Origin of the sequence: Paenibacillus durus, from assembly GCF_000756615.1 — a bacterium.
GTDB classification, from domain to species: Bacteria; Bacillota; Bacilli; order Paenibacillales; family Paenibacillaceae; genus Paenibacillus_AQ; species Paenibacillus_AQ durus.
This window is the reverse complement of sequence record NZ_CP009288.1, coordinates 3,560,817-3,574,340: the sequence shown is the minus strand read 5'-3', so window position 1 is coordinate 3,574,340 and position 13,524 is coordinate 3,560,817. Positions and strand designations below refer to the sequence as shown.

The 13,524-nt window shown below is 54.4% G+C and carries 12 protein-coding genes and 1 pseudogene; all 13 read left to right on the top strand.

Annotated elements, in window-relative coordinates:
- Nucleotides 1–40: 40 nt before the first annotated feature.
- The 13 genes and pseudogenes from PDUR_RS15130 to PDUR_RS15070 all read left to right on the top strand — a co-directional run bounded on the left by PDUR_RS15130 (nucleotide 41) and on the right by PDUR_RS15070 (nucleotide 13,430).
- Nucleotides 41–565, top strand: a complete 525-nt coding sequence (locus PDUR_RS15130) for a hypothetical protein (RefSeq protein WP_042206988.1) — start codon at nucleotides 41–43, stop codon at nucleotides 563–565.
- 46 nt (nucleotides 566–611) lie between these two features.
- Nucleotides 612–1,397 carry an HAD family hydrolase gene (locus PDUR_RS15125; protein ID WP_042206987.1) on the top strand — a complete coding sequence of 262 codons (786 nt, stop codon included), beginning with the start codon at nucleotides 612–614 and terminating at the stop codon, nucleotides 1,395–1,397.
- 232 nt (nucleotides 1,398–1,629) lie between these two features.
- Entirely contained in the window at nucleotides 1,630–2,049 is a 420-nt protein-coding gene (locus tag PDUR_RS15120; RefSeq protein WP_052410243.1) for a FixH family protein, read from the top strand.
- Between the two features lie 75 nt (nucleotides 2,050–2,124).
- Entirely contained in the window at nucleotides 2,125–5,562 is a 3,438-nt protein-coding gene (metH, locus tag PDUR_RS15115; RefSeq protein ID WP_042206986.1) for a methionine synthase, read from the top strand.
- Nucleotides 5,563–5,691: 129 nt separating this feature from the next.
- A complete protein-coding gene (gene rnz / locus PDUR_RS15110; RefSeq protein ID WP_042206985.1) occupies nucleotides 5,692–6,627 on the top strand; it encodes a ribonuclease Z in 936 nt (311 codons plus the stop codon).
- Nucleotides 6,628–6,799: 172 nt separating this feature from the next.
- On the top strand, nucleotides 6,800–7,591 hold the full coding sequence (locus PDUR_RS15105; RefSeq protein WP_179945161.1) for an HAD-IIA family hydrolase: 792 nt from the start codon (nucleotides 6,800–6,802) through the stop codon (nucleotides 7,589–7,591).
- Between the two features lie 40 nt (nucleotides 7,592–7,631).
- Nucleotides 7,632–8,447 carry an Fpg/Nei family DNA glycosylase gene (locus PDUR_RS15100; RefSeq protein ID WP_042206984.1) on the top strand — a complete coding sequence of 272 codons (816 nt, stop codon included), beginning with the start codon at nucleotides 7,632–7,634 and terminating at the stop codon, nucleotides 8,445–8,447.
- Nucleotides 8,437–9,288: a deoxyribonuclease IV gene (locus PDUR_RS15095; protein WP_042206983.1), complete on the top strand. Its 852-nt coding sequence runs from the start codon at nucleotides 8,437–8,439 to the stop codon at nucleotides 9,286–9,288. The genes PDUR_RS15100 and PDUR_RS15095 overlap by 11 nt, the downstream gene beginning before the upstream one ends.
- A gap of 18 nt (nucleotides 9,289–9,306) precedes the next feature.
- A complete protein-coding gene (locus tag PDUR_RS15090) occupies nucleotides 9,307–9,651 on the top strand; it encodes a cyclic-phosphate processing receiver domain-containing protein (RefSeq protein ID WP_042206982.1) in 345 nt (114 codons plus the stop codon).
- Nucleotides 9,648–9,971, top strand: coding sequence for a YbbN family protein (locus PDUR_RS15085; RefSeq protein ID WP_042206981.1), 324 nt, complete (start codon nucleotides 9,648–9,650; stop codon nucleotides 9,969–9,971). Before PDUR_RS15090 ends, PDUR_RS15085 begins: the two co-directional genes overlap by 4 nt.
- Nucleotides 9,971–10,751: pseudogene (locus PDUR_RS15080) on the top strand (ABC transporter ATP-binding protein). The gene PDUR_RS15085 and the pseudogene PDUR_RS15080 overlap by 1 nt, the downstream one beginning before the upstream one ends.
- The gene (locus PDUR_RS15075; protein WP_042206980.1) at nucleotides 10,748–11,815 is read left to right on the top strand and encodes an SAM-dependent methyltransferase; all 1,068 of its coding nucleotides are present in this window, start codon (nucleotides 10,748–10,750) and stop codon (nucleotides 11,813–11,815) included. Before PDUR_RS15080 ends, PDUR_RS15075 begins: the two are co-directional and overlap by 4 nt.
- A gap of 118 nt (nucleotides 11,816–11,933) precedes the next feature.
- Nucleotides 11,934–13,430: a serine/threonine protein kinase gene (locus PDUR_RS15070; protein WP_042206979.1), complete on the top strand. Its 1,497-nt coding sequence runs from the start codon at nucleotides 11,934–11,936 to the stop codon at nucleotides 13,428–13,430.
- The last annotated feature ends 94 nt before the right edge of the window (nucleotides 13,431–13,524 follow it).

Here is a 13,524-nt window from a genome sequence, read left to right as displayed (position 1 = left end):
TCTTTTCATAGAAACTTCAGGAAGACTAGGGGGAAATGAAATGGCCCGTTCTTGGGAAAGAATGGTTCAACGCAACACACAGCAGATCAACAAGAGAAGAAAAAAAGAGGGCAAGGATTCCATTAATTCTTCATCCAAGGCCGGTCAAGCCGACGTTTATAAGGGACGCAATATTGTTTTTCCTGTACTGCTTGCGGCATTGGGGGCTCTGTATTGGAGCATCGGCCAGTTCGACACATCATCTGGCAGCCAAAACAGCCTGGTAATGAATTGGGTTGGCGTTGTACTCTATTTTGCGCTGGCGGCAATGATCTTCTTCCGGCGTCCATATTTGAAGGTTGAGCGGGCGCGGGTCTCTACTTTCAAATTTAACCGCCAAAGGTTCCTTGAGGCAGCCGATATCGAGAAAATTATCATATCCCGCGGCTCCATTCGCATTAAGCCCAAAGCTAAGCGGGGGCAGTGGATTTTCTCGCGGTTGATTAACCGTTATGACACGGCTGTCATGGGTGAGCGGATGGAGCGTTTTGGTGAGCAAAACCGTATTCCTGTGGAGCGCAAATAGTATAGAGCAATAATTGTAAAGTTTATTATAGAGAGGGAGTAGTGGAATGCCGATTGCGGCCGTACTGTTTGATTTGGATGATACTCTTTTATGGGATGAGCGAAGCATTGAGGAAGCTTTTGAATACGCCTGCAAAGCGGCGGGTGAAACCGTGGACTCGAAGGAACTGGAAGCCGCAGTTAGACGGGAAGCGAGAAGTCTCTATGAATCTTACGAGACCTTTCCTTTTACGCAGATGATCGGAATTAATCCGTTTGAAGCACTGTGGGCGAATTTTACTGCCGGAGAGCAGGAGCAGTTCCGGAAGCTGGAGCAGCTTGCTCCAAATTACCGGAAGGAATCCTGGCGCCGCGGACTTGCCGCCGTGGGAATTGACGATGAGAGCCTGGCGGAGACACTCGCTGCTCGCTTTGCCTCGGAACGCCGGAGCCGTCCCTACATCTATGAAGAGACGCTGGAAATTCTGGCTGCGCTTCGCGGGAAGGTAAAGCTGCTGCTGCTGACCAACGGCTGTCCGGCCCTTCAGCAGGAGAAGCTGGATGGGGTACCCGAGTTGATTCCTTTCTTTGATCATATTGTCATTTCAGGGACTTTTGGGAAGGGCAAGCCTGACGTAGCGATTTTCGAGCATGCGCTGAAGCGGCTGGATATCGCACCGGAACAGGGAATTATGGTTGGAGACAAGCTTACGACTGATATTCGCGGCGGTTTGGCCGCAGGACTTACAACAGTATGGATCAATCGCACCGGCAAACCATCCGACCCGGAAATTATCCCTCATTATGAAATCAAGCATTTGTCGGAGCTGCTTCCTTTGGTTCAAAGTCTCTAACTTTATATCGTTCGTTTCGTGACCGGTATCTTGCATGACAGGGTATCGGTCTTTTATATGGAAGATTAAACCGGATGTGTGACAAATATCTCATTTCTATGGAAAACGGCGCGTAGTTGGCTGTCAAAGACGGTCAATCCATGTATAATAAGAAAGGCAGACTTAACGTAAGATTAACGTAAGATGTAATCAACAAACCGTACGAAATAGAGGCTATCCAGGAGGGCTGCATATGCTGAGGCCATTCGCAAAATGGGATCTATTATTCCTGGTGCTTGCCGGAGCGCTGATAGGCTGTTCTTCCGGGAGAAATAATCATTCCGGCATGAACATGTCCGAGATGTCAATGGAGCCGATCAAGGTAGAGCTCTACTGGAGTCCGCCAGAGGCGGTGGTTACTCAGGAAATTACTTTTAAAGCGAGAGTAACTCAGGGCAGTGAGCCAGTAGATGATGCCAAGGAAGTACGGTTTGAAGTTGTAAATAACACTGATGCGTCAAAAAAGCTTAAGCTTACCGGTACGCCGGTCGGCCAAGGGAATTATACGGCTAAAGGAATGCTGGCGGAGGCGGGGAGCTACAGTGTGACCCTGCATGTAACTGCCCGAACGCAGCATTCGATGCCGACAAAATCATTGACCGTTAAGCGGTAATCAATGGCGGGAGACTTTCCGAATTCCCTTTATTCTGCTAAACTTACTCTAATGTTTTACTGGAGGGATTGGAAAGTGGCTAAACCTACACTTGCAGAAGCGCTGGAGCAGCGCATTCTGATATTAGACGGTGCTATGGGCACGATGATACAGCAAGTTCCTCTGACCGGGGAGGATTTTGGCGGAGATGATCTTGAGGGCTGCAACGAGATGCTCGTGCTGACCAGACCCGAAGTCATTCGAAATATTCATGAAACTTACCTGGAAGCCGGCGCAGATTTGATTGAGACAAACACGTTTGGAGCAACCTCGGTGGTGCTTGCGGATTATGATATCCCGCAAAGAGCGCGTGAAATCAACCTCGCCGCAGCGGCGATCGCCAGGGAAGCTGCCGATAAATACGACTCCCCGGACCGTCCGCGTTATGTCGTAGGCGCAATGGGGCCAACTACTAAAACGCTGTCCGTTACAGGTGGTTTGACGTTTATCGAACTGACGGAAAGCTATGAGGAGCAGGCGGTTGCCCTGATCGAAGGCGGCGTGGATGCTCTGCTGCTCGAAACTTCACAGGATACCTTGAATGTAAAAGCCGGCAGCATCGGCATCCGAAACGCTTTTGAGAAGACCGGAACTACCCTCCCGATCATGATATCTGGCACGATTGAGCCGATGGGCACGACGCTGGCCGGTCAGAATATTGAGGCCTTCTATATTTCATTGGAGCATTTGAAGCCGATCTCAGTCGGACTTAACTGCGCGACCGGACCGGAATTCATGCGCGACCATATCCGTTCATTGTCCGAGATGGCCAAGGCGGCGGTCAGCTGCTATCCAAATGCGGGCCTGCCGGATGAGAACGGTAACTATCATGAGTCGCCGGAGTCGCTGGCCCGCAAGGTCGCGGCTTTCGCCGAGAAGGGCTGGCTCAACATTGCCGGAGGCTGCTGCGGCACGACGCCGGCGCATATCCGGGCGATGGCGGATTTGCTGGCGGAATATCAGCCGCGCCCTCTGCGCGGAAGCCATTCCCCGGCATTGTCCGGTATCGAGCCTGTATACATTGAGCAGGATAACCGGCCGTATATGATCGGCGAGCGGACTAACGTGCTTGGCTCGCGCAAATTCAAGCGGCTCATTGTCGAAGGCAAGTATGAAGAGGCATCGGAAATTGCGCGCGCCCAGGTGAAGAGCGGAGCGCAGGTCGTGGATGTGTGTGTTCAGGACCCCGACCGTGATGAAGCGGAGGATATTAAACAATTCCTGGAGCTGGTCGTGAAGAAGGTTAAGGTTCCGCTCATGATTGATACGACGGACCCGAAGGTTATTGATCTGGCTCTGCAGTACAGCCAGGGTAAAGCGATCATTAACTCCATTAATCTTGAAGATGGTGAAGAAAAATTCGAGCATGTTACGCCGCTGATTCACAAGTACGGCGCGGCGGTTGTCGTCGGAACTATCGACGAGAGCGGCCAGGCAATCAAGGCGGAGGACAAGCTTGCGGTGGCTAGACGCTCTTATGATCTTCTTGTAAACAAGTACGGCTTGGCGCCAGAGGATTTGATATTCGATACGCTTGTATTTCCTGTTGGAACAGGGGATGAACAGTATATCGGCTCGGCCAAGGAAACGATCGATGGCATCCGCCTGATTAAGGAAGCACTGCCAGGTGTTCATACTGTGCTTGGAATCAGCAACGTATCGTTCGGGCTGCCGGAGGCGGGCCGGGAAGTGCTGAATTCGGTCTTCCTCTACGAGTGCACGAAGGCAGGGCTGGATTATGCGATCGTTAATACGGAGAAGGTGGAGCGGTACGCTTCGATTCCTGAAGAAGAGCGCCGCTTGGCCGAAGAACTGATTTACAACACCAACGATGAGACGCTTGCCGACTTTGTCGCTGCTTTCCGCGGCAAGAAGGTGGAGAAGAAAGAGAAGATCTCCAATCTGACGCTGGAAGAGCGGCTGGCTTCCTATGTGGTGGAAGGAAGTAAAGAGGGGCTGGTCCCCGATCTTGACGAGGCGCTCAACAAATACGGCGCCCTCGAGATCATTAACGGACCGCTTATGGCCGGAATGTCCGAGGTCGGACGGCTGTTCAACAATAATGAGCTCATCGTGGCGGAGGTGCTGCAAAGCGCTGAAGTAATGAAGGCGTCGGTTGCCCATCTGGAGCAGTTCATGGAGAAGAATGAAACCTCGGTCAAGGGCAAGATTCTGCTCGCCACCGTCAAGGGCGATGTCCATGATATCGGCAAAAATCTGGTCGAGATTATCCTTTCAAACAACGGTTATCAAATTATCAACCTGGGTATAAAAGTACCGCCGGAGACGATCATCGAAGCGTTTCGCCGGGAAAAAGCCGATGCCATCGGCTTGTCCGGGCTGCTCGTTAAATCAGCCCAGCAGATGGTCCTGACGGCGCAGGATTTGCGCACGGCGGGAATAGACGTGCCGATTATGGTCGGCGGCGCGGCACTGACCCGCAAATTCACCAAGACGCGCATCCGTCCGGAATACGACGGACTTGTGCTGTACGCCAAGGATGCCATGGATGGTCTCGATCTTGCCAACAAGCTGATGAATCCGGCGGAACGGGCCAAGATGGCCGAGGAGATGCGTGAGGAGAACGAGGCCGCAGCAGCTGCTCCTCAGAAACCGGAGCTTCCCCAGCTTACGAGAGCGGTACGCTCGAAAATTTCACAGGATGCGCCGGTCTATATTCCGCCGGACCTGGAACGGCATGTGCTCCGCAATTACCCGCTCGGCCACATCATCCCTTATGTGAACATGCAGATGCTGCTTGGGCATCATTTGGGGCTTAGAGGATCAGTCGAAGCGCAGCTGGCCGCAGGCGAGCCCCGGGCGGTCGAATTGAAGGAGACGGTGGACGGGCTGCTGCTTGAAGCGACGGTGAACGGAACCATCCGGCCGCATGCGATGTACCGGTTCTTCCCGGCTCAGTCGAGAGGCAACGATATCCTGATCTACGATCCGGAGAACACGGGAAAGGTACTTCACACCTTTACTTTCCCGCGCCAGCAGGTTGAGCCTTACCTCTGCTTGTCCGACTTCTTGAAGTCCGTGGACAGCGGAATTATGGATTATGTCGGTTTCCTTGTGGTAACAGCCGGACAAGGAATTCGTGAACAGTCCGAAGAACTGAAGAATAAGGGCGACTATCTGCGCTCTCATGCGCTGCAGGCGCTGGCCCTTGAGATCGCGGAAGGATTGGCCGAACGTGTCCATCATATGATGCGGGATACCTGGGGCTTCCCGGACCCGGCGGATATGACGATGAAGCAGAGACATGGCGCCCGCTATCAAGGTATCCGCGTCTCCTTCGGGTATCCGGCCTGCCCGGATCTTGAGGATCAGGGGCCGTTGTTTAAGCTGATGTCACCTGAGGATATTGGAGTCCACTTGACGGATGGATTTATGATGGAGCCTGAGGCATCCGTGTCCGCGATGGTCTTCGCCCATCCTGAAGCGCAGTATTTTAATGTTGAGAAAGCCTGAGCTTTTGGACAGAATAGCAATTAAGGGAACTTCCCGTTATGCCAGCCTCCCGGTTACGGGAGGCTTTTTGCTGGAAGACCGCCAGGCTCAATTTGGAAGAACAAGATCATCAGAGGAAGGAGGAGAGAGATGGAGATTTATTTTTTGGGCACGAACGCGGGTATTCCCACTGTGCAGCGAAATGTAACTTCAGTCGTCCTGCGGCTGCTTGAGGAGCGCCGAAGCTTCTGGATGTTCGACTGCGGCGAGGGAACACAGCATCAGATTCTCCGTTCGCCGCTGCGGCTAGGCAAGCTGGAGAAGCTGTTCATTACCCATCTTCACGGCGATCATCTTTTTGGACTCCCCGGGCTGCTAAGCAGCAGGGGATATCAGGGAGGGACCGCTCCTCTAAGCGTATACGGTCCGCCGGGACTCAAGGCTTATCTGGAAATTTCGCTGTCCGTGAGCCAATCCCGGATTCCCTACAAGCTTGAAGTGGTCGAGCATGAAGGGGGGCTTCTTTTTGAGGATGAGCATTTTAAGGTGGAGTCAGCTCTGCTCGAGCACCGGATTGACAGCTATGGCTACCGTGTTACGGAAAAGGATCGTCCAGGCAGTCTCAACATCGAGCTTCTTAAAGGTTACGGTCTTAAGCCGGGGCCGCTATATGGTGTGCTGAAGAGCGGCAGGGATGTGACCACAGAACAGGGAATAACGATTGCCGCCGCAGATGTCCTTAGCGAACCAAAACGCGGCCGAATCGTAACCGTTCTTGGAGATACAAGACCTTGCGGAAATTCCATTCCGCTCGCGAGAGAAGCCGATTTGCTGATCCATGAAGCAACCTTTGCCCATGAGCTGGCCAAGATGGCCCGGGAATACCATCACAGTACGACGGTCCAGGCGGCTGAAATCGCGAAGGAGGCAAACGCCCGTCAACTGATTCTTACGCATTTTAGCTCAAGATACAGCTCACCAGAAGAGCTTGGCCCGCTGCTGGATGAGGCGCGTGCCATATTTCCGGACACGCAGTTGGCCGAGGAATTTCGGCTATTTCCGGTGGAGCGGAGCCGGGGAAATTAAATTATTTTCCGGGAAAGCGCAGGAAGCGACATAGAACCGTCATCAATTGCTGAAGCCGCCGCAAGTTCGATGCCGTTCGACTTTTAGTAGTCTCTCAGCGAGAAAAGCATGGAGAATAATGTCTCAAATTTGAGGTTTTTTCAATGATTAGGCGGGGAGGAAATGAGGAGAAATGATCGATAATATACACGGCCTGCTTCTGGATCTGGACGGCACACTGTTTCACGGGGGAATCATGATTCCGGGAGCGGATACATTGATTGCCGGACTTAGATCGAAAGGAATACCATTTCTGTTCGTAACCAATAACTCGTCCCGCACGCCGGCAAATGTCGCGGCTCATCTCAGCGCGATGGGGATTGAAGCGCATGAGCAGGAAGTCTGCACTTCTTCGCTGGCGGCGGCAAGATATATTGCCGAAGAATCTCCCGGGGCGGCAGTGGCGATACTTGGAGAAGAAGGGCTGCACCGCGCTTGCGAGGAAGCGGGTCTTAATATCGTAACCGATTCGCCGCAGTACGTTGTCCAAGGCATTGACCGTTCTTTTACATATGATTCTCTGACCCGTGCAGCGCGCTGGATCACAGGAGGAGCGGCGTTTGTGCTGACCAATCCGGACCTCATGCTGCCCTCCGACGACGGCATGATGCCCGGAGCGGGCACACTGGGGGCGGCGATCGAAGCTGCAAGCGGTGTGAAGCCGGTTATCATCGGCAAGCCGCACCGCCATCTAATGAGCTACGCAACATCTAGGCTGGGCATTGATCTCAAAGACGCCATCGTTGTCGGCGACAACATGAGAACGGATATTGCCGCAGGAGCCAATGCCGGCTGCCGGACGGTGCTTACGCTGACCGGTGTGACGACGAAAGACAATTTGGAACAGTACAAGGAGTGGACCGGGGTATCTCCGGACTTTATTTGCAGTAATCTGGCTGAACTGCGCGCCCTGCTTGGTGTATAATGGCAGAGCTGCATTTCACAATAGGAGAGGACGATGAATTATGCCGGAATTTCCGGAAATGGAGAACTACCGCAGGCTGCTCTCGAAGCATATCGTTAATTTACCGATCACCGGAGTGACGATTAACAGGGAGAAATCGATAAATGTGGAGCCGGAAGTGTTCGTAGAGAGACTTGCCGGCGCGCGCATCGTTTTTGTCGAACGCAGGGGAAAGCATCTGGTGTTCCATCTGAATGACGGCCGCCGGCTGCTGCTGCATCTGATGCTTGGAGGGCTGCTGTTCTACGGAACGGAGGAAGAACGTCCGGACCGCAGCACGCAGGTGGAGATCGCCTTCGGCGACCGGATATTATATTTTATGGGCTTGCGCCTTGGCTATCTGCATCTATTATCTGTCAAGGAGACCGAGGCGGCCCTCGCCAAGCTGGGTCCCGAACTGCTGGACCGGCGGATGAACGAAGAGCGGTTCGCCGATCTGCTGAAGGGCAGGCGCGGTGCGCTCAAAAGCCTGCTGGTGAACCAGCAGGTGCTTGCCGGAATCGGCAACTGCTATGCCGACGAAATCGCCTTCGAAGCGGCGCTGCTGCCGTCAGCCCCCGTTCAGGGGCTAACGCCCGATTCGATAACCCGCTTGTACGCCGCAGTCCGCAAAGTGCTGAGCGAGGCGGCAGACATCGGGGGCTACATGGAGATGCCTTTTATGGCGGGCGATACGGTCACGGGCAGCTATAATGATAGATGCAAGGTATACGACCGCGAAGGCGAGACCTGCGAACGCTGCAGGGGAACGATCGTCAAGTCGGAACTGTCCAGCCGCAAGGTGTTCTACTGCCCGGATTGCCAGCATGAGCACTGAGCCCCGGATCGGGGCGCATGTCAGCATTAGGAGCGGCTACGCTCAGGCTGCCAGAGCGGCATGGAGGAGCGGAGCGGGCTGTTTTCAATATTTTCCGAAAAATCCCCGAAGCTTGCAGCTTAAGGCTGTGGATACAAGGGATGCGGGAGCTTGCGCGTCATATTGCCGGGAAAAAGGACTGTTGTGCGTCGCCCATACGCCCTATCCTACCAATCTCGCGGCAGGCGATACGGACTCGCCAAGCAGGGAAGTGATGGTTCGGTCGCTGCTTAACGACTTGGAGATCGCCGAAGCGTGCGGATCGCTGGGGGTCGTCGTGCATTTCGGGCATTTTCAGAAGCTGCCGCCGTTACAAGGCTATCAAAATATTATACAATGTATAAATGAAACGCTTCATTCTTGGACAGGGACGGCCAAGCTGCTGATTGAGAACCAGGCGGGAAACGGCGGTTTCGAGGGGACGACGCTGGAGGAGCTGGTCAAGATCCGCGAACTTAGCCGGTATCCTGAAAAAATCGGGTTTTGCTTCGATACATGCCACGCCTTTGCGGCAGGCATATGGAATCCGGAGCGCAGCGGCGATTTGCTGGAGTCGGGCTATAGGCTGAATTACTGGCCGCATCTGACTGCCGTTCATCTCAACGATTCCCGGTATCCTTACTCCTCCAAGCGGGACAGGCATGCCGGGGTAGGCAGGGGCCAAATCGGCGAAAAAGGACTGAAAGAGCTGCTGACATCGGAGCCTCTGCTTGGCAAACCGGCCATTTTGGAGACCGAAAAAGGAACGGACGGCACGCACAGAGATGAAATTGCAGCGGTGCTGTCATGGTTTGAAGCGTAAAAAAGGGGCGGTGAACGAATGATCCATGTATATATGGACGATTACAGGCGGGTTCCCCAAGGATTTACGCTTGCCCGGACGACGGAGGAATGTCTGCTGCTGCTTCGTGAATGTGAGGTCGGCGTCCTCTCACTAGACTACGATATGGGGCCGGAAGACGAAAACGGCGGATACGTAGCCAAAACCATCGTTCTTGAAGCGCTTTTCCCCAGGGAGATCTATCTGCATACCTCAAGTACGGAGGGCAGAAAAGAAATGTTCGAGCTTCTTTACCCGGCAAAACCTGGAGAAACGGCTGTCCATTACGGGCTGATACCGGAGGAGAAGCTTCGCGAGATCGCTTCAGGGGCCTCTGGATCATGAAGGAATTGAATGAACCCGAACTGTTGAAGGCAATTGGGCGCAGCGGGGCTCGCCTTGCCGTGTTTCTGGAGACGCCGCTATGCGGTACATGCAAAGTGGCCCGCCAAATGATGCATGTCGCCGAACATCTGCTTCCCCGGGATTATGCGCTGGTATCCGGCAACGTAAATCTTCTCCCAAGCATCGTGAGGCAGTACCGCGTTGCCAGCGTTCCGGCGCTGCTTGTATTTGACGCAGACCGTGACCTTCCGCCGCGCATTCATTATGCGCTATCTTCGGTGGAGCGTGTGCTGGAATACATAAGGAGCGTGAATTTATAATGATTTCTTTACAGCATATTACCCTGCGCAGGGAGGAGAACCTAATCCTGGACGATGTATCGCTGGATATTAAAGAAGGCGAGAATTGGGTGATCCTCGGGCGCAACGGATCGGGCAAGACGACCTTACTCGAGATGATGACCGGCTATCTGTTCCCAAGCAGCGGCACGGTTGAGGTGCTCGGCCACACCTACGGCCAGGTTGATCTGCGCGAAGTACGCAAGGAGATCGGTTACATCGGGCCGTCGCTTATGGAGAAATTGACGCTCCGCGATCCCGTCTGGGAGGTGGTGGCCACCGGAGCATACGCTTACCTGCGCTTTTATCAGCAGATTCCCGGTGAAATTAAGGCCAAGGCGATTGCGCTGCTGGAAGACATGAATATGGGGCGTCTGGCTAATCATACCTTCGGCACACTGTCCCAGGGAGAACGCAAGAAGGCGATGCTGGCGCGCTGCCTGATGGCGGACCCGAAGCTGTCATTATGGATGAGCCCTGCGCGGGACTGGATTTTATGAACGGGAAAAAATGCTGGCCGAGGTGGACAAGCTGAACCGGCGGGAGGTAACCGTCGTGTATGTCACACATCATGTTGAGGAGATTGTGCCGCTGTTTACCCATGTGGCGCTGATCCGTGAAGGCAGGCTGGCCGGGGCGGGACCGAAGAAAGAAGTGTTGACCCGTGAGATGATGCTTGCCGCCTATGAGCTTCCCGTGGAGATCGAATGGGAGGAAGAGCATCCCTGGATAAAAATAAAACGTGGAGGTTCATCCATTTGAACGAGCTTAACCTAAGCTTAGAACACAGTCTGTCTCCTTCGGTAAGCGAGACGGTTTCAAGATACATTTGCACCGCCAATCACGGCTTTGCCCCCTATGCTCAGGAGGAGCTGCGGCGCCTGTTCGGCTCGGTCAAGAGTACGCTGCTGCTGCCGGGAGAAGTCTTCTTGGCTACGCTTCACGCGGAACCGGAAGAAGTGACGCGGCGTCTTGGGGAGAACCCGCCGATGTTTCTGCGCCATATTCAGCCTGTTCAGCTGCAGGACGAAGGCGGAAGCGAAGCGCTGGAGCGGCTGGCGGTCTATTTAAGCCGCCGAAGCGAGCTTCAAGGAGAGCGGATCGCCGTTCAAGTGCGCAAGACCGATGATTCGTTCTGGCGGGACAGCCCAGGTGAGCTGCGGGAATGGCTGCAGGCCAAGCTTGAAGGCGTGGCAGCTGAATTTACCGTGCAGAGCCCGGCTTGGATCGTCTCGGTCTATGCGGCCTCGAACGCGCTGTACGCCGGGGTATCCCGTCCCGAAGACAATTTAAGCGATTGGAACGGGGGAGCGATCCGCTTCCGCCGCGAGGACGGCCAAATTTCGCGGGCGAAGTTCAAGCTGATGGAAGCGGAGAAGGAATTCGGCATTCCATTCGGCGGCTTCCGGCGAGCGCTCGATATTGGGGCGGCGCCGGGTGGCTGGACGTCTTTCCTGCTAGAACGGGGCCTTGCGGTGACAGCCGTCGATCCGGCGCGCATGCATGAATCGCTAAAGGACCATCCAGGTCTTAAGGTGCTGCGTAAAAATGCCGGGGAAGTTAAATTCAAGGAGAACGAATTTGATCTGCTCGTCTGCGACATGAGCTGGAGCCCGAAGCTGATGGCTAAGCTCGTAACGGGACTGCTTTACAGCCTGGCCCCCGGAGGAACCGCAGTCGTCACCGTGAAGCTGATGTACAAGAAGCCGCTGGCGCTGATCAAAGAGATTACGGCCATGTTTGAAGCCGAGCGAATGCAGATTCAGCGGGCCAAGCAGTTGTTCCATAACCGGGACGAAATAACACTTTATATGATTAAATATTAATGGCATGACCTATAGTTGTTTCCGGGAAAGCATCCCGCCGAAGTGAGCCGCAAAAGTTGCGGCTTCCGGCAGCGGGATGCTTTTCTTTTTTTAAATTTTTGAGTTGGAGGAGAAAGACATGCGCTATAAATCAAAGCTGAAACCTGGACAGATCTTGGGCGGCCGATACGCCATTGCGGGCATCATCGGTTCGGGAGGAAGCAGTCATGTGCATCTGGGCGAGGATTTACGTCTGCCCGGCAAGCGCTGGGCCGTCAAAGAATGTGTGTCGGAAAATCAAGATGATGCAAACGTTCAGGCCGAAGCGGAACTGCTGATCAGTCTGGATCATCGAAGACTTCCGAGAGTCGCTGATTTTTTTCCACCGGATGAAGACGGCTACTCTTATCTCGTAATGGACTATATCGAAGGTGTGACACTGAACCGTTATATGGATTCTGTAGGCGGAAAAGTTCCGGGTGAGACCTTGCTCCTGTTCGCCAAGCAGCTGCTGGAGGTGCTGAAGTATCTTCACGAGCATCATCCGCCTATCGTCTACCGCGACCTGAAGCCCTCGAACATTATGCTGGCTCCGGAAAAAGGGCTCATGCTGATCGATTTCGGGATCGCCCGCAGGCATAGGGGAGGCACGGGAGAAGATACAATCAAGCTGGGCACGGTCGGCTTCGCCGCGCCGGAGCAGTACGGGAGCGGCGAGAGCGATCACCGTTCCGATCTGTATGGACTAGGAGCACTGCTTCTGTACTTGGCCACCGGAGGCAAATACAGCGAATGGGCGGCGGGGATGGAGCGCAGGCTGGAGGGACGCCTGCCCGATATGCTGGTTCCCGTGCTGCGGCGGCTGCTTCGGCCAAGGCCAGAAGACCGCTTTGGCAGCGCGGAAGAGGTGCTTCGGGTGCTTGAAGATGTCGACTCGGGCTCATCCGCCGGAATCCGGCAGCAAGTATTTGCGCGGACAATGGTGCCTGCCAAGGGTAAGGCACATATCGTAACGCTGATGGGGACGGCTTCAGGCATCGGCGTCACACACACGTCGCTCGCTGCCGCACGTCTGCTAAGCCGCTGCGGTCCGGTAGCTTGGGTTGATTATGCTCCCGATTCGCCTGTCTACGGGCGGATCAGCGCTATGACCGAAGCCGCCGGGAGGCGGGCTCCATCCACGGGGATAGACGCTCCCATTGAGGTAAACGGCATTCATTGCTGGAAACGCCCGGAGGGTGGCAATCTGAAAGAGCTCGGAGCCCGCTACCGGTACATTGTCCTGGATATGGGCAGCGGGGGGTATAAAGGGGCGGAAGCTGAATTTGCCAGCGGCGACATTCCCCTGGTGCTTGCGTCAGGGGCGGATTGGCGAATAGAGGAGACGCTGCAATGGCTCCGCCGAAGCGGCTGGCGGCAGGACAACGGCTGGAAGATCGGTCTTCCGCTGGCGGAACTTCATGCCGCCGAGCTGCTAAGGCGGACGCTGGGAGTCCGGGAAGTGTATGCTCTGCCATTTCAGCCCGATCCTCTCGCAAGCGGCGGTAGCCTGGAATCGGAACTTCGCGGTCTGCTTGCCGGTATACTGGAAAAAGGCGGCGGACGGAAAAAAGGGCGCTTTTTTCAGCGCAAATGAAAAAGAAATGTAAACATTTATATTTCGGAAAACGGGATTTTTATGCTAAAATTAATCGTTGTATGCCTTGCGGAATATCCATGATTTTAAATAT